This is a genomic window from Thermogladius sp. (assembly GCF_049970955.1).
In the GTDB taxonomy this organism is placed as follows: Archaea; Thermoproteota; Thermoprotei_A; order Sulfolobales; family Desulfurococcaceae; genus Thermogladius.
Map to the genome: position 1 here is coordinate 54,037 of NZ_JBMFLY010000002.1, position 21,363 is coordinate 75,399.

At 55.3% G+C, this 21,363-nt stretch carries 26 protein-coding genes; 10 read left to right on the plus strand and 16 right to left on the minus strand.

Annotated elements, in window-relative coordinates; all coding sequences use genetic code 11:
• Nucleotides 1–3: 3 nt before the first annotated feature.
• Genes ACP5VX_RS01295 through ACP5VX_RS01320 form a run of 6 tightly spaced genes read right to left on the minus strand, consistent with a single transcriptional unit; the run spans nucleotide 4 to nucleotide 6,156 of the window.
• Entirely contained in the window at nucleotides 4–1,341 is a 1,338-nt protein-coding gene (locus tag ACP5VX_RS01295; protein WP_428724091.1) for a DUF58 domain-containing protein, read from the minus strand.
• Nucleotides 1,342–1,344: 3 nt separating this feature from the next.
• A complete protein-coding gene (locus ACP5VX_RS01300) occupies nucleotides 1,345–2,814 on the minus strand; it encodes a DUF4350 domain-containing protein (protein WP_428724092.1) in 1,470 nt (489 codons plus the stop codon).
• A complete protein-coding gene (locus tag ACP5VX_RS01305) occupies nucleotides 2,789–3,031 on the minus strand; it encodes a hypothetical protein (protein ID WP_428724093.1) in 243 nt (80 codons plus the stop codon). Before ACP5VX_RS01305 ends, ACP5VX_RS01300 begins: the two co-directional genes overlap by 26 nt.
• Complete coding sequence (locus ACP5VX_RS01310; RefSeq protein ID WP_428724094.1) at nucleotides 3,028–4,119, minus strand: hypothetical protein; 1,092 nt, start codon at nucleotides 4,117–4,119, stop codon at nucleotides 3,028–3,030. Before ACP5VX_RS01310 ends, ACP5VX_RS01305 begins: the two co-directional genes overlap by 4 nt.
• The gene (locus ACP5VX_RS01315) at nucleotides 4,106–5,227 is read right to left on the minus strand and encodes a DUF4129 domain-containing protein (RefSeq protein WP_428724095.1); all 1,122 of its coding nucleotides are present in this window, start codon (nucleotides 5,225–5,227) and stop codon (nucleotides 4,106–4,108) included. Before ACP5VX_RS01315 ends, ACP5VX_RS01310 begins: the two co-directional genes overlap by 14 nt.
• A complete protein-coding gene (locus ACP5VX_RS01320; protein ID WP_428724096.1) occupies nucleotides 5,224–6,156 on the minus strand; it encodes an AAA family ATPase in 933 nt (310 codons plus the stop codon). The genes ACP5VX_RS01315 and ACP5VX_RS01320 overlap by 4 nt, the downstream gene beginning before the upstream one ends.
• A gap of 82 nt (nucleotides 6,157–6,238) precedes the next feature.
• Between ACP5VX_RS01320 and ACP5VX_RS01325 the strand changes: the two genes are divergently transcribed.
• Entirely contained in the window at nucleotides 6,239–6,769 is a 531-nt protein-coding gene (locus ACP5VX_RS01325) for an AsnC family transcriptional regulator (protein ID WP_428724097.1), read from the plus strand.
• Nucleotides 6,770–6,797: 28 nt separating this feature from the next.
• Here ACP5VX_RS01325 and ACP5VX_RS01330 read toward each other — a convergent pair whose 3' ends face one another.
• From ACP5VX_RS01330 to aspS, 6 genes are all read right to left on the minus strand, one after another.
• Nucleotides 6,798–7,055 carry a hypothetical protein gene (locus ACP5VX_RS01330; RefSeq protein ID WP_428724098.1) on the minus strand — a complete coding sequence of 86 codons (258 nt, stop codon included), beginning with the start codon at nucleotides 7,053–7,055 and terminating at the stop codon, nucleotides 6,798–6,800.
• Nucleotides 7,052–7,987, minus strand: a complete 936-nt coding sequence (locus ACP5VX_RS01335) for a hypothetical protein (RefSeq protein WP_428724099.1) — start codon at nucleotides 7,985–7,987, stop codon at nucleotides 7,052–7,054. Before ACP5VX_RS01335 ends, ACP5VX_RS01330 begins: the two co-directional genes overlap by 4 nt.
• Before the next feature lie 13 nt (nucleotides 7,988–8,000).
• Nucleotides 8,001–8,663, minus strand: coding sequence for an adenylate kinase (locus ACP5VX_RS01340; protein WP_428724100.1), 663 nt, complete (start codon nucleotides 8,661–8,663; stop codon nucleotides 8,001–8,003).
• A gap of 26 nt (nucleotides 8,664–8,689) precedes the next feature.
• Nucleotides 8,690–9,835 (minus strand): inositol-3-phosphate synthase, encoded by a 1,146-nt coding sequence (locus tag ACP5VX_RS01345; RefSeq protein WP_428724101.1) that lies wholly within the window; start codon nucleotides 9,833–9,835, stop codon nucleotides 8,690–8,692.
• Nucleotides 9,832–10,149, minus strand: a complete 318-nt coding sequence (locus ACP5VX_RS01350) for a PadR family transcriptional regulator (RefSeq protein ID WP_428724136.1) — start codon at nucleotides 10,147–10,149, stop codon at nucleotides 9,832–9,834. Before ACP5VX_RS01350 ends, ACP5VX_RS01345 begins: the two co-directional genes overlap by 4 nt.
• A gap of 100 nt (nucleotides 10,150–10,249) precedes the next feature.
• On the minus strand, nucleotides 10,250–11,503 hold the full coding sequence (gene aspS, locus ACP5VX_RS01355; protein WP_428724137.1) for an aspartate--tRNA(Asn) ligase: 1,254 nt from the start codon (nucleotides 11,501–11,503) through the stop codon (nucleotides 10,250–10,252).
• Nucleotides 11,504–11,755: 252 nt separating this feature from the next.
• On the opposite strand from aspS, the gene ACP5VX_RS01360 reads away from it, so the two are divergent.
• Nucleotides 11,756–12,358 carry a hypothetical protein gene (locus tag ACP5VX_RS01360; RefSeq protein ID WP_428724102.1) on the plus strand — a complete coding sequence of 201 codons (603 nt, stop codon included), beginning with the start codon at nucleotides 11,756–11,758 and terminating at the stop codon, nucleotides 12,356–12,358.
• Nucleotides 12,359–12,402: 44 nt separating this feature from the next.
• Here the strand turns inward: ACP5VX_RS01360 and ACP5VX_RS01365 are convergent, their stop codons facing one another.
• Nucleotides 12,403–12,756 carry a hypothetical protein gene (locus tag ACP5VX_RS01365; RefSeq protein WP_428724103.1) on the minus strand — a complete coding sequence of 118 codons (354 nt, stop codon included), beginning with the start codon at nucleotides 12,754–12,756 and terminating at the stop codon, nucleotides 12,403–12,405.
• A gap of 132 nt (nucleotides 12,757–12,888) precedes the next feature.
• On the opposite strand from ACP5VX_RS01365, the gene iorA reads away from it, so the two are divergent.
• Genes iorA through ACP5VX_RS01395 form a run of 6 tightly spaced genes read left to right on the plus strand, consistent with a single transcriptional unit; the run spans nucleotide 12,889 to nucleotide 17,403 of the window.
• Entirely contained in the window at nucleotides 12,889–14,838 is a 1,950-nt protein-coding gene (gene iorA / locus ACP5VX_RS01370; RefSeq protein WP_428724104.1) for an indolepyruvate ferredoxin oxidoreductase subunit alpha, read from the plus strand.
• A 1-nt stretch (nucleotide 14,839) separates the two neighbouring features.
• Nucleotides 14,840–15,469, plus strand: coding sequence for an indolepyruvate oxidoreductase subunit beta (locus ACP5VX_RS01375; RefSeq protein WP_428724105.1), 630 nt, complete (start codon nucleotides 14,840–14,842; stop codon nucleotides 15,467–15,469).
• Entirely contained in the window at nucleotides 15,432–15,629 is a 198-nt protein-coding gene (locus ACP5VX_RS01380) for a hypothetical protein (RefSeq protein ID WP_428724106.1), read from the plus strand. Before ACP5VX_RS01375 ends, ACP5VX_RS01380 begins: the two co-directional genes overlap by 38 nt.
• 9 nt (nucleotides 15,630–15,638) lie before the next feature.
• Complete coding sequence (locus ACP5VX_RS01385) at nucleotides 15,639–16,076, plus strand: hypothetical protein (RefSeq protein WP_428724107.1); 438 nt, start codon at nucleotides 15,639–15,641, stop codon at nucleotides 16,074–16,076.
• Nucleotides 16,077–16,089: 13 nt separating this feature from the next.
• Nucleotides 16,090–17,040 (plus strand): iron-sulfur cluster loop, encoded by a 951-nt coding sequence (locus ACP5VX_RS01390; protein ID WP_428724108.1) that lies wholly within the window; start codon nucleotides 16,090–16,092, stop codon nucleotides 17,038–17,040.
• A gap of 12 nt (nucleotides 17,041–17,052) precedes the next feature.
• A complete protein-coding gene (locus tag ACP5VX_RS01395; protein WP_428724109.1) occupies nucleotides 17,053–17,403 on the plus strand; it encodes a PolB1-binding protein PBP2 family protein in 351 nt (116 codons plus the stop codon).
• A gap of 37 nt (nucleotides 17,404–17,440) precedes the next feature.
• Here ACP5VX_RS01395 and ACP5VX_RS01400 read toward each other — a convergent pair whose 3' ends face one another.
• The 3 genes from ACP5VX_RS01400 to ACP5VX_RS01410 are packed head-to-tail and all read right to left on the minus strand — an operon-like array spanning nucleotide 17,441 to nucleotide 19,667.
• Nucleotides 17,441–17,806 carry a CopG family ribbon-helix-helix protein gene (locus tag ACP5VX_RS01400; RefSeq protein WP_428724110.1) on the minus strand — a complete coding sequence of 122 codons (366 nt, stop codon included), beginning with the start codon at nucleotides 17,804–17,806 and terminating at the stop codon, nucleotides 17,441–17,443.
• Nucleotides 17,803–18,669: a metal ABC transporter permease gene (locus tag ACP5VX_RS01405; protein ID WP_428724111.1), complete on the minus strand. Its 867-nt coding sequence runs from the start codon at nucleotides 18,667–18,669 to the stop codon at nucleotides 17,803–17,805. The genes ACP5VX_RS01400 and ACP5VX_RS01405 overlap by 4 nt, the downstream gene beginning before the upstream one ends.
• Nucleotides 18,666–19,667 carry a metal ABC transporter substrate-binding protein gene (locus tag ACP5VX_RS01410; protein WP_428724112.1) on the minus strand — a complete coding sequence of 334 codons (1,002 nt, stop codon included), beginning with the start codon at nucleotides 19,665–19,667 and terminating at the stop codon, nucleotides 18,666–18,668. The genes ACP5VX_RS01405 and ACP5VX_RS01410 overlap by 4 nt, the downstream gene beginning before the upstream one ends.
• Nucleotides 19,668–19,748: 81 nt before the next feature.
• Here ACP5VX_RS01410 and ACP5VX_RS01415 point away from each other — a divergent pair, with 81 nt between their 5' ends.
• Both ACP5VX_RS01415 and ACP5VX_RS01420 read left to right on the plus strand, forming a co-directional pair.
• Nucleotides 19,749–20,507, plus strand: coding sequence for a metal ABC transporter ATP-binding protein (locus ACP5VX_RS01415; RefSeq protein ID WP_428724113.1), 759 nt, complete (start codon nucleotides 19,749–19,751; stop codon nucleotides 20,505–20,507).
• Between the two features lie 58 nt (nucleotides 20,508–20,565).
• Nucleotides 20,566–21,351 (plus strand): hypothetical protein, encoded by a 786-nt coding sequence (locus ACP5VX_RS01420; RefSeq protein ID WP_428724114.1) that lies wholly within the window; start codon nucleotides 20,566–20,568, stop codon nucleotides 21,349–21,351.
• The last annotated feature ends 12 nt before the right edge of the window (nucleotides 21,352–21,363 follow it).

Genomic DNA, 21,363 nt, shown 5'->3' on the forward strand with positions numbered 1-21,363 from the left:
TGACTATCTAGACCTGTACTGTTCGATCAACGCGGCGATCTTCAGAGGGGCGTCCAGTGAAGTGACCACGACAGTGTTAACACCGCTCTTCCTCAATAGTTTCGAGTAGTTCAACTGCTTGGTCAGCAACTCGTGCGTCTTCAGAGAGTAGAGCCCGCGGGCCCACACCGGAATGCCGATCATGTCGTAAGAGGTGATGACAGGGTTTACCACGTAAACGATGTTCTTCAAACCAGCGAGGTCCCTAGCCACTTTAACGAGGGTCTCGTAATACTCTTGGGAGTCGACGACCGTCACGATTATCACTATGTTCCTCTCTCTCCTGAGCGACGTTAGTAACATGTTGTACGCCTCCAAGAGACTCCGCGCTCTCTCCTCCTTTACAACGTCCTCATAGTCGACACTAGACATGGCTTCTAGAGCAACCCTAAGACCGGCGTTTGACCTCATTAAGGTCGGCATAGCGATTAGTCTCCGAGCCCCGAACACTATGACTTGGAAGTTATCACCCCTCTGGGCCAGGTAGGCCACGATAGCACTCATAGCCCTCGACATGTGCTCGAATACCGTCTTGGCGTAGGGGCCCACCAGCATTACGTGAGAGGAGTCCAGCAGGATGTACACGTTTTGTTGGGCCTCTCTCTCGGTCTGCCTGACGATCAGCCTGCTCAACTTGACGCTCTTCCTCCACTCTATCCTCTTCAGTTCGTCGCCCGGCTTGTAGTCTCTCAAGCTGTGGAACTCTACACCAGCCCCGGCGATCCTTGACCTCGACAGCCCGACCGACCTAGCGTAGGCGGCCAGTCTCCTCAACACTGCCACTTGATAGGACGGGGGTATCCTGATGTAGGTGAAGGCCCCCGTGTTATAGGGTCTAGTCTTGAACAGCCCGAATACATCCCTTGCCTGCAACTCGACGGGGCCTATTCTATGCTTCCCCACCCTTCCGTGACACACCATCCTTATGACCACCTCCGACTTTGCCGGTACTGCTATGAAGCCGCGCGTAGCGCCCCTCACAAATTTGAGGAAGGGGGAGTGCCTCACGTTGTACTCTACGAAGGCCAGCGGCGCGATCCCCGGGTTTTTTATTACAACTCTGACCTCGAACTCCCCGTTATCGATGGGAGTGTCGTGGTCGAACTCGACTCTAAGGTCTCTCAAGCCGGTAGCAACGTAGGTGACGTACGCCCTCAACCCGAAGAGGAAGGCCAGTACTACCAACGCGACCATGACTAATGAGCCGTTGGACGACACGAAACCGGAGAGTAGCACCAGGAAGGAGACGATGTACAGCACTCTAGCTCTATGAGTCGAGTGCACCGGGGACTCCTCGCGCATACCTCACCGCCTCGCTATCTTCTCTAGCACCTCTACTTTCATCAGGCTAACTCCTATCTTCGAGAGCACTTCGTCGCTCTCCCTCGCGTACTTCAGGACCGTCCTATGCCACGACAACACGATAGGCGTTCTACGGGCACCTGTCGCCTTCCCGTATAGCTTGTTCATGGCGTCAACGTACCTCCTCGCCTTCTCGGGGCCGGCGACTTCGGACAACCTCTTGACCAGCTCGGCATCCTTCAAGCCCAGCCCGTAGACGCTCAACATGACCTGGTCAACCAGCTCGTAGAGGGACTTAAAGTCCTCTTTCCCGAGTTTCAGCTTCCCCCTCACGATCTCCTCTCTGATGTTCGCAGCGTACGCCACCTCCACGAGCCTCTCCTCGCTCATCGGCCTATCCCGTATGAAGCTCTCGCCCCTTGAGAAGTACACGAACGCGAGCAAAGCGAGAAGAACCGAGAAAACCGAGGCCACCAGCTGGTTTTGTATGGCCTGTTTCAGCAAGCTGTTGGAGTAGTCGAGAAGGGGCTCGAACCACGTCGAAGGGTGGATTAGGTTCGCTATTATCATGCCTAGAAGGGTTGGGAAAGATACGTAGAGCGGCGTAATGCCGTTGATGTTGTTCATTATGTCAGTTAGGGGGATAAGTGTGTATCTGCTAGCGTCGAAAACTATCTGGCACCCCCCGGTTCCACAGATGCCCTGGAATAGGTCCAGGGCGAACTGCCTGTAGGTCTCGTTTCGATCTATGACCTGGTTCAGGAAAACAGAGCCGTCGGACAAGACTACCGTTTCGACGTCTCTCTTTTGCCCATCCAATGTGATACTAGACCACGCGACAGCCCCCGAGACGAGGGTCTTGTTGCCGACGTAGTACTCTCCGAAAACTGTCGCGTTGCCCTCGCCTACTTTGATGTAGGAGGCTACGTCTAGGACTATATCGTATACCTTGCCCGCCACGTTGAACCTGGACACCGGGTAAGGAGGCAGGTACTGCCGCGTTGAAGGGTCGTAGACCAACCGGATTAGGCCGCTCTGCTGAACTAGCACAACGACCTCTGCGACCCTTAGAGGTGCCCCGGCGGCCTTGAGCAGTGCGTTGGATGTGGTGTTCTCGTCGGCTATCAGCAGTTTTATGTCCCTACACCTGGCCAGCGAGCTCAGTATTTCGTTCGCCTCGGCCTCTGTGTATGGCCTCTCGGGGGATACCGTTACGAAGAGACAGCTCCCGGATAGGGGTAGGTTGGCCAGCTCGGACAAATTCGTGATGACGTATACGCTACCGTACCTCTCCCTCAGCATCTCTACTAGGCTAGACGTGCCTATTTCGCCGGTGTTGAAAGGGGCCGCCCCCTTGAAAACTGGTAGTCCAGGCCCTCCCTTCTCAGCTAGAGAGATGAGCCCTATTGCCACCAGAGACAGTATCAGGAAAATAGAGAGCGTGCTTCTAACTCTTACCCTCCACTCGCTCAACTCCGCCTCCCTTCTCTAGAGCGTACACGTACGCCGATATACGCAGAATGTACAAGCCGGCCGAGAGTAGCGTGAAACCTACAAGAGCGCTCAGCAGGCTCGTGGCAACAAAACCAGCCTGCATGTACCCGATACTCCAGAGGAGCGTTAGTATAGACAGCGACAACAGGACTACTCCTATTACCAGGTAGACCAGGAACCTCACTATCTGCCTCAAGGCACAGCACCCAACATCTTGGGTATATACTCTACCAAGCTATAAAACACGGTGTAGTAGCTCTGGTAAGCCGAGACGACGCTTAGGGACCACGTCTCGAAGTCGGGGTGCATGAGAGACAGCCAGAGATCGCCGGTGGCCTTGAAAGTGTAGTATACGCCCCCCGCGTACGTTACCGCCAACATGACCAGGGATGCCGCAAGTAGCTGGCGGGGGGTGTCCATCAAAATAGAGTCCAGACCCCTCAAGACAATAGTGACTAGTATCCAGGAGACCAACGCTAGCACGACACTTGAAACCACAGGGGCGTATTCCTTGAGGAAGTAGAGCTGTCCCGCCAGGTAGTCTCCAAAGACCTCGTATATGGGCTGGTATAGGAGCGGGGCGAACGCGCTCGCGATGATCATTCCTCTCAGGCTCCCAAACACGGGGTTGTAAAACACGTTGATCGACTCCTCGTCTAGCAAGATGCTCAGCGCCATCTTGGCGTTGGGCTTCATGTAGAAGAAGAAGACTGTGAAGAACTCTCTAGCGGTGTAAAGCGCGTAGACTACTACCGCGATCAGAAGAAGCAACTTAAACAAGTACGTAGACGTGAGCAGTATGCCTAAGCCGGACGCCGCCGTCGAAGTAAGCGTCTCGTAGTACAGAACCCACAGCCTTGAAATAAGGAACGCGACCCCCGACAGCGAAGCGACGAATAAGAGTACTTGGAAAACAGCCAGGTGGCCGCTTCCCTGCCTGTACTTTATCCATCCATACTGGTTGATGTTGTAGTTCGAGACGAGGTTGTCGACGAACAGCAAGACGAAATAGCCCGCAAGCGCGGTTACAATCAACTTAAGGTCGCGGCCGGCGGGTAGCAGGGACAAGAAGATTAGAGTGATACCGTAAAACTGCGGCGATGCTGTCACAATAGTCACGACTACCAGGCCCCACGCGATCACAACCGTGAGTGTCGAGACCAGCCCCATGCCGGCGAAATTGATGGCGGGAAGGTTGAAGTTTACTATGACCGTGTAGTAGACTAGAGCGAGCGCGACCAGCCGGGGGACAGCCGCGACTAGGAGACTCCTATAGTTTGGCAACTAGATCACCGTATAGCCTGCGGGCCTCCTCGTCGAGGTCCCTCCTGGAGTCGCCCGCGTACCTCCTCGCCTCGTAGATCTCCGTGAGCCTTCCGAAAGACTGTGACAGCCCTCCCAGCGCGCTCTTCACGGCGTTGTAGTACTCGCGGTGAGTGTTGCTTGGTGAGAGCCTAACACCTGTCGCTCTCTCAACTTTCGCCACCGCTCTCCAGTAGTACTCCACTGCCTCTCCCCACCTCCCAGCATGCGCGATCAGCCTCTTCACTCTCCTCGCGGTCGGAGACCAGAGAGCACTCACCTTACCCACCAGCCTCGGGGCCAAGTAAGATAGCAGAATCGAGGTCGCAACAACCGTTGCAACTAGTACGATGGTCTGTAACCCCTCCGGGATAGACAGGTAGCTCAGTAGCGGAAACGCCGCGCTAGGGAGCCCCCCTATCCTCACGCCGCTTGTTGGGGTTTGGGGCTGACCTAGGTATGGGGGGATGAGGTTCGGTAGCTGGCTGGTTAAAGCCTTTAACGCGTCAGCCGCTACTCTCATAGACTCCGAGTCGAGTCTATCCGACAAGTTCGTGTATCCCTCTGAGCGGGCCAGTATAGAGAGGAGTTTTAGAGCCAGGGCGTAGTCGGCGGGCGTCAGCTTGCCTTGCCTCCAAAGCGTCTCGATCCTTTCGAGGGCGCTTAATATATCGCTCTCAGAGACACTCCTGTTCTCGAACATGTAGGAGAAAAAGAGTGATGTAAGCATGTTTTTCACATCTGTGTTGTTAAGCAGAGACAGTGCGTTGAGTATGTCGCTCTCGGTATAGTTCCCCGAAGAGAGGTGGAAGTAGGAGTACAGTACCTCGAGCGACTGGTTTAGAGAGGAGCTCGAGGCGCCCAGTTGAGAGGTCTGGTTTATCAGCGTTCCTATAGTGCTAGCGGCCTTCTGAGCCTCCGAGGCGCTCAAATTGCCTGATTGGAGCGAGCTTATTATCTCCTGCCAGTCGCTGAGGCTGGAGCCCGTGAAGCCGGGGGTGTGCCTGTAGGTCTCGAGAGCCTGAGCGCTCGCCACGGTGGACAAAGAGACGTATAGAAGGACTAGAAAGACTACCACGCCTCTAGTCAAGGCCTAGGCACCGGTACCCTGTTAGCTATCTCCTCGACAACTCTACTCGCGGTCAACCCCTCTACCTCGTACTCCGGCTTCAGGATTATCCTGTGGGATAGAGTCGGGACGAGGACCTGCTTCACGTCGTCCGGTATGACGTAGTTCCGCCCCTCGAGATACGCCACGGCCTTGGCCATTCTCAGGATGGCGATCCCAGAGCGAGGAGAGGCGCCGAGCCTCACCGCGTGGTGTCTCCTAGTCTCCTCGACTAAATTAGCGATGTACTGGTAAATCGCCTCGTCGACCTTGACGTCTCTCGCGCTCTTTATCTCGTTCAAGACCTCTTCTTTAGTCACGACCGGCTTGATCGACTCGACCCACGCCTCTATCTCGTCGACCTTCTTCAACATCTCGACAAACCCTTTCGTACTCGGGTACCCAGTCTCGATTTTCACCAAGAACCTGTCCAGCTGCGCCTCGGGGAGTGGGAATACGCCCTCCATCTCAATAGGGTTCTGCGTAGCTAGGACGATGAAAGGCTCGTCTAACCGGAATGTTTCGCCCTCAATGGTGACCTGCCTCTCCTGCATAGCCTCTAGTAGAGCTGACTGGGTCCTCGGCGAAGCCCTATTGATCTCGTCCACGAGTAGGATGTTGGTGAAGATAGGGCCTTTCACGAATTTGAACTCGGCTGTCTTCTGGTCGAAGATCTTGTACCCTATTATGTCCATCGGGAGCAGGTCTGGGGTCATCTGGACTCTCTTAAAGTCGAGCGATAGAGTCCTCGCTATTGTTTTCGCTATGGTTGTCTTGGCTACGCCTGGAACGCCCTCGATCAGGACATGGCCCCTGGCTATCAGCGCTGCTAGTATAAGTTTGACCTCTCTCTCCTTCTCGATCAGGTAGCCCGATCCCGTTATATATGAGTAAGCCTGCCTAAGCCCCATCCACTAAAACCCTTACTGACTACTAGGATAGACGGTCAAGATATATAACACTTTTATTGTAAACATTATCCATGGGAATGCTATGGAACAAAACTCAAACAGCGACGACAAGAGGCTTATCGCCTCTCTTATACAGAATACGAGGGCTAACATATCCGCCATATCCAAGAAGACCGGGCTGAGCCCTACCTCGATTAGAAACAAGTTGAAGAGACTCATCGACAAAGACATGCTCCAATTCAAGCCCCTCTTCTCAGCCAGAATGCTGGGAAGCGAGGCCGCTCTCCTCAGGATAAAGGGTGGGAAAAGAGAGGCTATCATACGGGTCTTGACCATGTGTAACCGGGTTCTAGGAGTGATGGTGGTCAACGACAACGAGGTCTTAGCAATGGTCTACGGCAGAGATAAGAGGGAGATCGCCAGCCTCGTGTCATTCATCAAATACATAGGGGAGGACGTAGACGAGGTAGAGATACACTACGGCAGACTTCCCAGCGACTTCATGATACCTCTCAAGAACGACGCCCCCAACTGCCACACATACATGAACGACGCAAACGTGAACTCGTTCTGCGGCAACTGCTTGCCCTCTCTACGTAGGAACAGGGCCTGACCCGTCTAAACGCCCGCCTTGTTGCCTGTTAAGGGTCTCTGAAGTCCTCGCTTGACTGGAGGCTCAATAAGTCTTCTACTAACGACAGTACGCTGTCGTAGTCGCCCTTCTTACGGACTTTGACCACCCGCCTCTTGAGAAAGGGGGCATCGCGTAGTATGTTCCTGACCGCCTCCTCTAGGAGCTTTCTACCCTCGCTGTTCAAGTAGTCGCCACTGAAGTAGACCTCCCTTCCCTCCACCAATATCCTGAGCAACCTGATCGCCTGGTCAATGCTCTTCTTCAACTCAACACCACTACACTATCGCCGTGTAGTAGCTGATTCGCGCGCACAGCCGCGTAAGCGCTCTCAGCAGGGTCGTAGAACACTATGTAACCCGAATAATAGCTGACGAGTTCCAGCGTCTTATCAGACAGCTCGCTAACCTTCCTCTCGGAGACAGCCCTTAGTAAGGCTGGGTCGTCAGCGTCTACTTTAACGAGTTTTCCGACTTCGAGTGCAAGCCCCTGCTGCGACAGCTTCCTGAGCTTGTTGACCAGCACGTTAACGTCTCTGGCCAAGTCCTCTTCTAGTACCTTCCTCAATTCAAACCTCAAGTGCTCCGTCAGCCCGCCGGTCCTTCCTAGTCTGAGCTCGAGACTTCTCGCCTCGTACGAACTCGTGGTCTCAGCTATGACGGTGCTGACACTGTGAGGCTGCTCAGCGAGCCTCTCGATGTACCTCCACGACCTGGTAGAGCCTACCTTGACCTTGCCGTGGAGTACCGTGGCGTACACAGAGTACCTACCCTCCCCCGCTAGAGCCTTGTCTAGCTGCCTGCAGTATTCCAAGCTACCAGTGCCTCCTAGCGTGAAGCACAGAGTGTAGAGCGCCCTAAGCGTGTTACGGTGCTTCGGGCAGAAACCCTGCGGGGTCACGACTGTCTCTACACAGTACTTACGAGAAAGCGGGTCGTCCTTCTCCGCGATGTCGCCCGTGTGCCACAAGCAGAACCTCTGGCTGGGCTCCTTGATCCTCACCTTGGTGCCCGGCCCTACTAAAAAGACGCTATCCGCGCCCACAGGCTGTAGGAGAAGGCCTTTGAAGCCGGTTCTGTACCTATCGATCAGAACCCTGCCCCCGGGCCCTCCACCCGGCACAAAGGACTGGAGGCTGAAAACCTTTACCTCCGAGGTGGACTCCAGCCTGGGCTCGAAGTAGACTAATCTCAGTATCAAGTCTTCGACCACTTCACGTTACACAGGGCTTTATCCTGAGAATACCCTTGTCGACCAGTATCCTCTCGAGTAGCGGGATTCCCTTGTCGCTCCCTATGGTGTTGTCTATCTCTACCAGCAACCTCTTCTCCTTGTAGTACTCTATGATCGGGCTGAACGTCTGGTAGTACACCTGGTACCTCCTCCTTATGACCTCTGGCTCGTCGTCACTCCTCCTCACCAGCTTTGCCCCGTCGTAGTCGCACGTCAAGTCGTTCTTAGGGGGGTTGTAAGTGAGGTTGTAGACCCTCCCGCAGACCGGGCAGACATACCTGTTGCTCAGCCTTCTCACCGCCTCTTCCTCTGAGATGTAAATGTGTATAGCGGCGTCTAGAGGGGTGATCTTCTCCAGCTCCTGGGCCTGCTTAATCGTCCTCGGGAACCCGTCCAAGATAAAGCCGCGCTTGGTGTCAGGCTCGCTCAACCGCCTCTTCACCACTTCGACTACGATCTCGTCTGGTACGAGCTCTCCCCTGTCTAGGTACTCTTTCACTTTCAGGCCCAGCTCAGACTTCTTGGCTACCTCGGCCCTGAAGATGTCGCCGGTGCTGATGTGCGGTATACAGTACTTCTTCGTAAAGTACTCCGAGTAAGTCCCTTTGCCGGCCCCCGGCGGGCCTATTAAGACGACTCTCAACCCCTACACCTATACTGGAACACTCTCTAGATTCCCCTCGGGTCTTTTATCCCTAACCAGTCCAATAGCCTGTAGAACGCCTTGACCTTGCTTATGGCCTTAACACCGGGCGGGCCGGGCCTCTTCGTGTAGAACGCGTTTACTTCGTAGACCGTCCCGTACAACCCCCTCTCCAGCGCTATTTTGCCCAGCCGTATAAGGTCTATTAATACGCCGACTATTGCTGGCTTGTCGTTCACCCTCATTATCACGTAGATCTCGTCCTTGAAATCTCCAAAGCTCATATACTCGATGATCATGGCGACGAACTTTTTGTCCCCGAGCGGCTCCAAGAAACCTGTAGGCCTGATGTAGTTCGGGGCTTCGTAACCCAGTATGTCGGACACCATGCTGCTCTTGGTCTTCTTCTTCATGATGTTCCTCTCGGGCTCTGTTAGGGCCAGGAAGTCGGTGTTGCCCCCGATGTTGAACTGCGCGATGGCTAGGACTCTCCTGTTCCGCTGGAACAAGTGCTCTAACAAGTCCGCTGTCAGGGGCGTCGCGCCCGTGGCCGCGTCGTCCCCGAACACCACCGCGTTGCTTGCCTTGTACAGGTCTACGAAGGCCTGGTCGGTCGCGATGGGCGAGGGTATAGCGTTGATGAAAACAGCCGGTTTAACCCTCCTAGCGTACTGTGCAACGGCGTAAGCGTACGCCTGGGACGCGGTCAGGTAGCCCTCTTTCACCCTCGCCTCGAGCTCGCCCACGTTGTGGATTGGCTCCACGGGCTCCGTGGTAATCACGTTTAAGAACACGTCGGCGTTGAAGCTCTTCCACTCGTCTACGAGCATCTCTATAGACTTTTCGAGCCCGTATTTCTCCTCGAGCCCCCTAGCCTTGTACGGCAACCCCTTCAAACTGCCAAGGTGTATCCCCCTCCTCACCTGGATCTCCTTCAGCCTGCCGGGGATGCTCGAAGAGTTAAAGTACTCCCTCGCTAGCTCGTAGGCCGTCTTGCCTATCTTCCTCTCGTCGACGTCGTAGGCGGCAACGATCTCGATCTCGTCGTACTTGACCGGGATCCAGTCTCTCAAAGGCACACCGTAGTCGGGTATCTCGTTCCTCTTCAGCCTCTCAAGGCCCACCTCCAAGTACGAGGCCGCCATGCCCTGACCTATTACCACGACCCTCATTTCAGACCACCTAGAGCCCTAAGCGTCTCCTCTAGGAACTTCAGCCCCTGGTTAAACGCCTCAATCCCCTTCTCGGTCACCTTATAATACGTCTCGTCCCCACCCGTGACCCTGGCTATAAGGCCCTCCCTGTGCATCCTGTAGACTACCGTGTAGACGGTTATGGCCGGCGGGTTGATATTGAACCTCGACTTGATCTGCTTCCGGACGTCGTAGGCTCTCATAGGCGTTTGGCTGTCGAGCAATACCCTTATCACGTACAACCAGAGGTTCTCGACCGTGAGCTTCCTCTTCAACCTCTCGAGAGCCCTCACTTTATCCAAACGTAGGACACCCTACTAGTGTATATTTACGGCCACAAATAAGGCTTACACCGCGTGCCGTGGACCAAGGGGGGTAAGAGGCTAGATATCCTTATGGGACCAGCCTTGTCCTGTCCCTAACGAAGAGCACCGCTTCCCTGATGTTGCTTAACCCCAGCATCTGCATCATGAGCCTTTCGATACCCAGCCCGAAGCCGCCGTGAGGCGGCATGCCGTACTTGAACGCTTCCAAGTAGAACGAGAAGTTGGCCGGGTCTAGACCCTTTAATCTCAGCGCCTCGACGAGCTTGTCGTACCTGTGCTCTCTCTGCCCACCGCTCGCGATCTCGAGCCCTCTGAAGTCGAGATCGAACTTCCTCGTGTGGTAACCGTCCTCTTCTCTCATGTAGTAGAACCCTGTGGACTGCCACGGGAAGCCTACTATGAAGTAGAGGTCGTGTCCCTTCTCGGACATGATCTTCCCCAGCTCCCTCTCCGCGTGGTCGCTCAGGTCCTCTCCCTCGGGTACCTCTATTCCGTTGCTCCGAAGTATGTCCACTGCTTCCTCGAATTTGAGGCGCTTAAACGGGGTGGAGACGCGGGGTAGCTCTACCCCGAGGACCTCGAGCTCCTCTTTGTTTCTGTCCCTGACGTAGTTGATAATGTAGGCGACCAGGTTCTCTAGCGTGTTCATTACGTCCTCCACGCCCTCTATAAAGCCCTGCTCGACGTCGATACCCCAAGACTCGTTCAAGTGTCTCACAGTGTTGAACTTCTCGGCTCTGAAGTAGGGGGTTATTTCGAAAACCCTCGGGATGGAGGACACGAGTATCTGTTTGTACAACTGGGGGCTCTGGCTCAAGTAAGCCTCTCTTTCGAAGTACTGGACCTTGAATAAGGTGGCACCGCCCTCCGCGCCCGCGGCGACTATCTTGGGGGTGTGGACTTCCATGAAGCCGTTGTTTAACAGGTACTCCCTGGCCGCCTGGACAATGCTCTGCCTGATCCTGAATATGGCCTTCTCGGCGGGGTTCCTTAGAAGTAGCCACCTGTACTTAATCCTGGTCTCTAGCAGAGACGGCACTTTGCCCACTAGCTCGACGGGTAAGGGCTCAACAGGCTCGGCGTAAACTTTGATAGACTTCACCTCGAACTCCGTGCCCCTCTTGCTCTTCTGCTCCTTAGCAGGCTCGCCTTCGAAGCAGACAGCCGAGCCCAGAGGCAGGTTACTCAAGGTTTTGTACAGGTCTGGGTTCACGTCCTGTTTACCTACTAGAACATACGGCCTGACGTCTCCACCCGACACCTCGACGATCACAACCTTACCGATCGTCTTACTCCGCAGTACCCAGCCGCAAAGCCTCATCTCTGACACCACCAAATAGGAGCCGATCAAAATTTATAAAGGATGCTGGGTGTATAATTATTATGAGGCCAGATACCCCCTAAGCCCCACCTATACCCGGGGATTGTCTAGTAGTTCGCTCACGGTATCCATCGATTTCCCCGGACAGGGTGGGGATGCCACCTGTATAGGTGGCGGGGGTAGGCCAGTTCTACGCCCGGCTTCGCCTTATTTAAAGTCTCGCGGTATAAAGTCTCTTGATGGATGGTATACTTGAAGACCAGTAAAGGCGGCAAGGTGAAGTATAAGCCGCTGACGGAGTTTCTCAAGAAGGCCGAACCGGCCCAGGCCAGCCAGCCGGATAGCGCTGGTGATCGCGAGACAGGGCTTTCGAGTATCGAGGAGATCGTAAGGGCTTTCACCGAGGAGAAAATGGCGAAGAAAGCAGAGGTTTCCAAGGAGGTGGAGGCCGAGCAGAAGGCCACCATAGCAGTGGACGTCCTGAGCAAGATAGCTAGTAGTCCGTCGTTCAAGAGGATAGAGTGCGAAGCCAACGGAGTCTGCAAGGACGGCGTCCGGGTGGGAGACAAAATCGTAGACGAGTACGGCATTGAGAGGAAGAGGGGTTTCCTGAACACGACAAGGCTCCCTATCTTCCTGGACTGGGTTTCGGAGACGGCTAACGTAGAGCGCCTCACCGACAAGACGTTAGTCGTGAAGACGAACAGGGGGGCGCTCGCAGTAGTTCCAGACCACTTCTTGTGCGAACTCCAGTACAGGTACGGGATCACTATTCTAGGCCTGGAAGAGAAGTGCAGGGACTACAAGCCCAGTATCGGTAGGCAGTATAAGCCCAAGAGTAGGAGGAAGAAGTAGTGTAAAAAAAACGAGACTGTGCGAGAGTAGGCGTCCGTCTAGGGCTATTGTTCTGGTGGCAGGTAGTAGAACCTGGGCTCCTGGTCTACGGACATCAGCTTCGGCGTCCTCTTCCTCCTCCTCTTCCTCGTTCTCCTAGGCTCCCACTTCATGCCCGGTAGTCCGAGACTTCCGTCCGGGTACTCCATGATGGCTTTCAAGGCCAGGAGGTGGTTTACAGCCTTCCTAACCCTGTCCTCACCGGCTAGACCGCTGAACTCCTTCACGATCTCGTCGAAGTACATTGGACGCCCCTTCTTCTTGATCGCCTCTAGCACCATGTCCGGTAGCTCCTCGTCTCTCGGAGCTATAGCGACGATCACGTCATTATCTTCATGTATGACTTTACCATTAACCATACGTCTCACCCAATATAAGGTAGTGGGATAACAGATATTTAAACTTTGATTATAAGCAAATCCCACAATTTTTTGCCGAAGGTTAAATAGCTTGACCGGCTATTAAGTTTACACGGGCATAGACCTTTTAAGGTGGTGGGCATACCGGTAAAGGCGCTGCTCGCCGAGAAGGGGAGTAGAGTACTCTACATGGGCAACGAGGCTATAGCGAGGGGCGCCCTTGAGGCCGGCGTCTGCTACTTCGCGGCATACCCGGGCACGCCTTCTACCGAGATTCTCGAGTCCGTAGCAGAGGTCGCAGAGGACGTTGGGGTCATAGCTGAGTGGAGTGTCAACGAGAAAGTGGCCTACGAGTCCGCCTACGCCGCGGCCATCGCCGGGGTGAGGAGCCTCACCGCCATGAAGCACGTGGGGGTGAACGTCGCTGCCGACATACTCGTTAGCAGCGGCTACTCGGGTACCAAGGCCGGTTTCTTGGTCGTTTCAGCTGACGACCCCAGCGCGCACAGCAGCCAGAACGAGCAAGACAACAGATGGTACGGGTACCTGGCCCACATCCCGGTGGTGGAGCCGAGTAGCGTGAGAGAGGCGTACAAGCTCGTCAAGGTCGCTCTAGGGTTGAGCGAGAAGTACCAGCAGCCTGTGATGTTTAGGACTACAACCCGCGTTAGCCACAGCCGGCAGTACGTGGAGCTCGAGGACAACATACCAATAACGAGGGTCTGCAGGGGGGTGTTCGACAAAGACTTGACGCGTTGGGTCTTGATCCCGGCGCACGCGCGGCTAATGAAGGAGAGGGCGCTGAAGGTGTGGAGGAGTATTGAGGAAGCGGACTGGGGACCCCCACTAGTCGAGGTCCTGAACCCGGGTAAACGCAAAGCTATCATAGCCTCTGGTCTCGCTTTCGCCTACGTATCCGAGTCGCTCGAGAGGCTCGGGGCCTGGAGCGAGGTTACGGTCTTGAAACTGAACCTCACAGTGCCACTACCGGTTAAGCCTGTACTTAACATAGCTGGTGAAGCAGAAGAGATCCTCGTCGTAGAGGAGCTCGACCCTGTTGTCGAGACTAACGTGAGGAGTGTTCTAGGGAAGCACGGGGTTCGGGCCAGGGTTCTGGGCAAGGAGCTGATCCCGGAGAGCGGAGAGCTCAGCACAGACAGGGTCCTACCGGGTGTAGCCAAGTTCCTGGGGATCGAGTATACGCCCCCGCCCCCGCTCAAGGTTGAGGAGCAGGCTATGGTACCGCCGAGACCCCCGGTCATGTGCCCAGGCTGCCCCCACAGGATGACTTTCTACGTCCTAAAGATAGCGGCGAACAAACTGAAGTTGAGAAACGTCGTGTACACGGGCGACATAGGGTGCTACACGCTCGGCTACCAGAAGCCCTTCGAGACGCAAATGACGTGCTTCGAGATGGGGGGCTCGATCGGCATAGCACACGGCATCAGTAAGGTAGTTGAGGACCCCGTTGTGGCGGTGATAGGCGACTCGACATTCTTCCACGCGGGTATACCAGGCTCTGTAAACATAGTCTACAACAGCGGCAGGGCCATGATAGTCGTGCTTGACAACTACACTACGGCTATGACGGGCCACCAGCCGCACCCGGGTACAGGGCTCTCCGCGACGGGTAGTCGTGCGCCGGTCGTCGAAATAGCGGACGTACTGAGGTCCGTTGGGTTCAGGGTCTATGTCATCAACCCGTTGAGGATCAGAGAATCTATCGAGACGGTTGTTAGGGCCTTCCAGGACTACCTGAACGGTGAGAAGGTCGCTGTAGTATCGAGGATGAGGTGCTCGCTCGAGGCGTACAGGCTTTCAAGGGAGACGGGTATTATGCTCCCCGTCTACGCCATAGACGAGAGCAAGTGCACGGCCTGCATGGCGTGTGTAAACCTCGTCGCGTGTCCAGCTATAGTCGTTCCAGAGGGGGCAAAGAAGCCGGTTATATTGGAGGACATGTGCCTTGGTTGCGGCCTGTGCGCGCACGTTTGCCCGTTCAAGGCAATTTACGTGAAAAGACCGGGTGGTGAGGGCTGGGAGAAACTGTACAGCGAGAGGTTCGTCGAGGGGGCGGGTTGAGGTGTCCGGGAGGCTCAACGTGCTGATAGTCGGGGTCGGCGGTCAAGGAGTCCTCACGCTGGGGAGCCTGATAGCGTGGGCGTCAACACTCTCGGGCATCGATGTTACGGTCGCTGAGACCCACGGTCTGAGCCAGAGGGGTGGAAGCCTGGCAGTCCACGTGAGGCTGAACAACAAGGACGCCCCGCTGATACCCGTCGGCGAGGCAGACCACGTAATAGCGCTGGAAGCTCTAGAAGCGCTGAGGTACCTGTCCTATGCAAGGAGAGGGGCTGTCCTGGTAGTCAACCGCCTAAGGCTGCCCCCTCCTCTCACGAACCCGCCTGGACTAGACGTCATAGAGGGGGCGCTGCGCAAGGCCTTTGACGGGTCAGTCTACGTTTACGACGCCGACAGCGAGGCGAAACAGGTGGCCGGCTCCACTCTCTACTCGAACACGCTCCTCCTCGGAATATCCCTCGCGGTCGACGAGAGGCTGAGGAGAGTGGTCGGCCCGGCCAAGGTGGAGGAGGCGATAAAAACCCTCTTCTCAGGCAGAGCGGCGGAGGCTAATTTAAGAGCCTTCAACCAGGGTTTAAAGATAGGGTTCAGCCTTGCAGGAAGTAGAGGAGCTGGTCAAGCTGCTAGATAGGGCCATAGACTCGATAGACAAGATTGAGGAGCTGGTAGCTAGGCTCACACTCGATACAGAGACGTCGAAGGGGGTCGTCTTCCAGATATATCAAAATCTGGTCGAGGCCAGAGAAAGCGTCGTCAGGGCTAGGCTGATCGCGAGGTCGCTGACCGGCTAAAGTGGTCGTATGATAACCTTCGGAACGAGAGTCTTCGAGAACGTGAAGGACAAGGAGATAGTCCACTTCGGTAGATTCAAGATCAGAGGGTTGTGCGTAGCCGATACTGTTCTACTCCACGGGTCCGGCTCGGGCGACTGGGTTGTAGGTGACACCTGCCTCATCCTAGCGGCCGGGGGGCTCGTCAGGCTGAAGAGGGTCGACTGTGTGAAGGCCTTCTTACTCGGGCTTAGAGGTAAAGTCGTGGTGGACGCCGTCTCCGCCGAGCTGGTCGTCTCCAAGAAGGCGGTTGTGGGCAGCCTCAGAGCAGAAACGGCGGTATTCGGGCAGGAGACTTTCGTCGGGTCTGTAGAGTCGCGTCGAGCCGTGTTCCTCGACCCCCACGTCTGGTTTAAAAACGAGCCGTCGATTAATATAGTTGAGTACAGGTACAGCGTGACCGGTTAGTAGGGCGCCCTCAATGGATCTAGTGGGTATCGACAGGAGAGCTGTCGAGAAGGTCGGAAGGGTTCTCAAAAAGCATTCAATCAACCTACCCAGACTCGACCTCTACGACCAGCGCTTCTACCCACCGGCTACGGCAGACGAGGAGAGCGTTGCAAGGTACTTCGTCGTCATGGTGGCCATGGATCACAGGCTTAGTAGGCCTGGAAGGCCCTACGAGGCCTGCCTGGAAGACGGCTGCTACCACGGGGCCGACCTTTTGTACAGGCTCGGCAAGTTGAAGTTCGACGAAGACCCCTCTTTCTTCGACCCCGCGAGGCTTGCGGAGGTCAAGGTTGAAGACGTGGTGAAGTGGTTGAGCGTAGGGGGTGCCACGCCGCCAGACCCAGAGGTCAGGGCGTTGCTGCTACGGGACCTCGGGTTTAAGCTGACAAGGCTTTGGGACGGCCAGGTAACAAAACTCATAAAGTCCGCTGGAGGGAGGTTGAGGGGGACCCCGAGCGAGCAGGGCCTGGTCGACCTCATGAGGGTTTTCAGGGCCTTCGAGGACCCCGTCGAGAAGAAGACCATGCTCCTAGCGAAATTCCTGGCTGGGCGCGGCTTGTTCAACCCAGTAGACGAGCTCGATGTAGCTGTAGACAACCACCTGACCAGGCAGGCTATTAGGATCGGCCTGGTCGTCGTCTCAGGCGAGCTCTGGGACAAGATAAAACGGGGGGTCGAGATCTCCCGCGACGAGGACGTGTTACTGAGGTTAACGGTGAGGCTGGCTTACAGGCACCTGTCGAGCGCGGCGGGCATCCGGGCCAGCGCCTTAGACGACTTCTTCTGGCTCCACGGAAGGACGGTCTGCTTAAGAGACAAGCCGGAGTGCGACAAGTGTATTCTAAGAAACGTGTGCGCGGCGTTTAGAAACAAGAGTTTCATGGTCAACGAGCCCACGTACTACAACACGTGGTTCTACTAGCGGGGGTCGAACGTGCCGGGCGAGGTCAGGCTCAAAGACGTTTTGTCGATGGGGAGGCTAGAGAGAATCGTGATGGAGTACTTCATCAAGAACATCAGCGTGGGGGAGATCATAGCTCTGATCGAACTGAGGGAGGAGGTTAAGAGGAGGGCTTCGAGAGGGGAGAAAGACCTGGTACCCGAGTTAGACGACGTGGTTATAGAGAGAGAGGTCTCGAGAGTCATATCGAGGCTCATAACAGCGGGGTACCTGGAGTACAAGGGTGGCGTCTACAACTTGTCAAAGCCGCTAATAGAGGAGTTGAAGAAGAAGTTGGGGAGGCTGGACCCAGGGATCCCGAAGAACATAGAGAGCTTAGCCTGATCACTCGCGCAAGGGGTGGGAGCGCCACTTTTAACGCTTAGTGTAGCGGAACCAGTACTGTCTTCCTCGAGCTCTTCCCAAGCCTGTAGTACAGCTCTAGGACTTTGTTCGAGTCCCCTCGAAAGACGAATATGTTGAGGCACACCCCTCTCGTGTGGTTGTGATAGTAGCTAACGACTATGTCCTTGAACTCCTCCAGCCTAAGGCTGGGCTCCCCCTCGGTTACAGCTATGCAGACGCCTAGACACTCGTGCTTGTTCTTAAAGTGGGACATGTCTTCAACGTACTTCTCCAAAGCCGTTGCTACCACGCTAGACCTGTCTAACCCGCACTCTCTCGATATTTTGTCAAGCTCGCAGGCCAGCTCCTCGGGTAGGCTTACGCCAAATCTCCTCCTCTTCACGCCCTCTTCACCAGTAAGCTAGCAATGTACATTAGGAGCATTATTAAGCCGGCCATGCCCGTGGGCGCCAGGTTGAGCAGGATGCTCAGGTGAAGGCCTACCAAGCTGGCGACAAGACTCGATACTACCGCTATGTAGACCGCCCCCCTGTAGCTCCTCGCAAGAGAGAACGCGATTGCTGGGGGCATAAGTATGAAAACGTGTTCCATGATATACCCTGCGATTTTCAACATGCCAACGGTGTTGACGCCGAGGAGGGTGTACGCCAAGAGGTCGTAGACCCTCGTGTCAACCCCTGCGATCTTGACCGCGACTCTGTCCAAACCTATCGAGGCCTGCTCGTGGTATGTGAAGATAAACGCTGCTAGTGTAAGGACGGTCGCGAGTACGCATGTAATCACGTCGCTGTAGGTAGCTAGTAGCGGGTCTCCAATTATCAGACTCGCTATGTTGTACGCCACGGGTACTCTCGTTAAGACAAAGTACGCTGCCAGTACGCTTAGCGATGTAGTGGAGCCTACGAAGACCGATGTGGCAATAGAGGGGTCTACACGCCTGTGTATCATGTAGCCGACTATGTAGGTCAGCCCAAGACCCACTACTATGGAGAGAACGATCTCCAACCCCCTCCACAGAACATACGATAAGTAAATCCCCAGCGTCACAGCTAGAAAGCTGACGTGCGGCATCTCAGAGGCTAGGAAGAAGAGCCTCCTGTAGGCAACGATAACGCTCACGATCGCGAAGCCGACCGATGCGGATACCATCACTAAGACCCACAGGGGGTTGTACATCGTCGAGAGGCCGAGCGCGTAGAGTAGAGTAGCGGTTAGTAAGCCGGCTAACACGAGTTCTTGCTTCATCTACGGCTCACCAAGAGGTATACCGCGAGGCCAACTAGCACCACTGCGGCTAGGACTATCATGATAACGCCTAACCACGAGGGCCCGGACGGCGTAATCTCGTGTACGGTCTCCGTAGCCGTGGTCAGCGACGTGTTGGCGATCTGGGTGTAGACGTAGGCCAGCTTGTCGAGGATGGAGTTGGGGTAGATCGCGCCATACAGCTTTATTACTTTTACGCCGTATGAAGCAGCCACACTCTCCAACCGAGTCGAGGCCGTCGGGTTACCGCTTCCATAAGCTGTCACGAGCACGTACGCAATACTGCCGTTTCTCATCATTTCCTGGTACGTGGAGAGCTCGCCCGGTGTGGCGGGTAGGCCCTCCTCCTTCATCACTAGGCCAACCATGTCGAGCCCGAGCCATTTAGCGACGTAGACCGTGTAAGGCAGGTCTCCAATGGCCTTACCTCTGAGAGGGGGCGTCGACACGTACAAGCCGGCTACACGGGCGGTAACGTTTAGAGCCCTGCTCATATAACACTGGGACGCCGCTGGGTTCAAAGAGGCGAGGGTCTCGGAGACGTTTCTAACGAAGGCAATGTAGTTTAGAGGGTAGTATATTGGCATGTGGTAGTCTGGCTGCCCAGTAGATGGGTTGGTGAAGATCGTAAGCCCTGGTATCTCGAGCACATCGATTAGCACTCCCTTGATCACTCCACTCCTCCAGAGTTCTTCTATCTTCTGCTCGAAGCCAGTGTGACCTGTAGATACGATCAAGTCGGCTTGCTGCAACTTAGCTATGTCTCCCGGCGTTAACGAGTACTCGTGCGGGTCTACACCGGGGGGTAACAAGCTTTCAACAACGTCCCCTTCACAAACTAGGTTCTGGACGTCGTACTTAAGTCCTGGAAACGTCGTAATTACCCGGATAGTTCTATTAGTAGCGGCGCTACCAGGAGCACTAGCAAGCAGTACTACCGCGACTAAACTAATAGCAACGATGGCGAGGTACCTCACGGGCAACCCCGTTGTGCACAATCTATTGTGTGGGTTTAAAAGGCTTGTGCACAATTAGAATACGTCAGGGTGGTCCGAGTAGTGGAGATCACGCTTGTTGATTTGACGGTCAAACGGGATAACACGCTTGTCTTAAGCGACTTGAACGTGGATTTTAAAGGGCCGGGGTTGGTTCAGGTCATAGGCCCTAATGGCGCCGGTAAGACCACTCTCCTCCTGGCAATACTTGGGTTTGTTAAGCCCGTCAAGGGGAGGGTCTTGATAGATGACGTCGACGTCACGTCTAAGCCTGAAATGTTGAAGGGGAGGGTCGGGTACATGCCCCAGACCTCCGAGTTGGAGTTGAACGCGCCTTTTACGGTCTGGGAGCTCGTGGACTGCTGTTATAGACTGTATAGGCCTTGGCCCCGGCTATTCAAGAGAGACAGCAAGGCCGTTAGAAACGCCCTCTTGAGGGCCGGCTTGACCGAGGAGTTGTGGCATAAGAGGGTGTCTGAGCTTTCTGGTGGGGAGAGGCAGAGAGTCTTCCTTGCGAGGACGCTCGTTGCCGACCCACCTATACTCCTCCTCGACGAGCCGCTGGCGAACATAGACCCTCAGGGTAGGGCGCTGTTGGCAGAGATCCTCGGAAGGCTGAGCGAGGAGAAGTTAATAATAGTCACGTCCCACGACCCATTGATCATGGTGAAGTGGACTAAGATGATCCTCATACTGAACAAGACGCTGTACGCCTACGGTCCCCCCGAAGAAGTGCTCGTGCCAGAGGTCTTAAGCAAGTTCTACGGCCTCGGCTGGGAGTGGGTGGAGAAGGGGGTCCACATATACGACACCCACAGGTAAACCCCTGCTGAGGGCCCTCGAAGGAGAGTTTGTTGTATACGATGGCCACGGGTGGTTGGTGAAGGGGTTCCAGCACAAGCCCGGTTGGCTCGTCGCCTACCCCAGATACGACCTCGTCAACAGGAGGAAAATGGAGCGCCGTGAGATCGAGAGGCTTCAAAGCTCCCACGAGTCGTGGTGGGACTGCCTTAAGTTGAGATTGCCGTTGATACCCTTAGACAAGGTCTCAAAGCCATTCACGGGACTGAAAACTCCCGTCCTCCGGCTTCTCTCGTATCTGCTAGACTTCGACGAAGAGGATATGGAGGTGACTGGGAGTTATTTAGTCGACCCCCACGAGGCCGGCGATGTCGACATCGTATTATACGGCGCTGACGAGTCTACAGTGGAAAGGCTCGAAGCACTGGTATCTAGAGGGGTCTTGAAGAGGGCCGGGCTCTGGCACTCGCTGAGAGAGTACTACACCAAGCACGTGGGTCGGGTCGACCTCGACCTATACCTGGCATTGAAGGCCAGGACGCTACTCCACCTGTCAGTACATGGCGTCGTCGTGAACTTGAGACCGTATAGGTACAGAGCCGGTTGGCACACATGCGTAGACAGGGTTGTAAAAAGGGCTAGCGTAAGGGGTGTCATCGAGTTGAGGGACAGGGCGACCCCTATACTGCCAGCTCGTAGAAGAGCGTTTATTGGTGGTGAAGAAGTCGTGTTCGAGACGCACAGGGAGCTCTACGCAGAGCTGCCACCGGGGGTGTACTACGTCGAGGGGGAGATAGAGTATAGGGAGAGCGGGGTGTACATAGTAGCCGACAGAGGAAGGGTGTGGATGAAAGGGAGGGTATGAGTGATGAAAGAA

Bases quoted from the DNA above. Each gene is read 5' to 3' on its own strand.
- ACP5VX_RS01405 (WP_428724111.1), bottom strand. From the start codon at position 18,669: ATGAAGCAAGAACTCGTGTTAGCCGGCTTACTAACCGCTACTCTACTC.
- ACP5VX_RS01320 (WP_428724096.1), bottom strand. From the start codon at position 6,156: ATGGGGCTTAGGCAGGCTTACTCATATATAACGGGATCGGGCTACCTG.
- ACP5VX_RS01325 (WP_428724097.1), top strand. From the start codon at position 6,239: ATGGAACAAAACTCAAACAGCGACGACAAGAGGCTTATCGCCTCTCTT.
- ACP5VX_RS01345 (WP_428724101.1), bottom strand. From the start codon at position 9,835: ATGAGGGTCGTGGTAATAGGTCAGGGCATGGCGGCCTCGTACTTGGAG.
- ACP5VX_RS01390 (WP_428724108.1), top strand. From the start codon at position 16,090: ATGGATCTAGTGGGTATCGACAGGAGAGCTGTCGAGAAGGTCGGAAGG.
- ACP5VX_RS01365 (WP_428724103.1), bottom strand. From the start codon at position 12,756: ATGGTTAATGGTAAAGTCATACATGAAGATAATGACGTGATCGTCGCT.
- ACP5VX_RS01295 (WP_428724091.1), bottom strand. From the start codon at position 1,341: ATGCGCGAGGAGTCCCCGGTGCACTCGACTCATAGAGCTAGAGTGCTG.
- ACP5VX_RS01385 (WP_428724107.1), top strand. From the start codon at position 15,639: ATGATAACCTTCGGAACGAGAGTCTTCGAGAACGTGAAGGACAAGGAG.
- aspS (WP_428724137.1), bottom strand. From the start codon at position 11,503: ATGAGGCTTTGCGGCTGGGTACTGCGGAGTAAGACGATCGGTAAGGTT.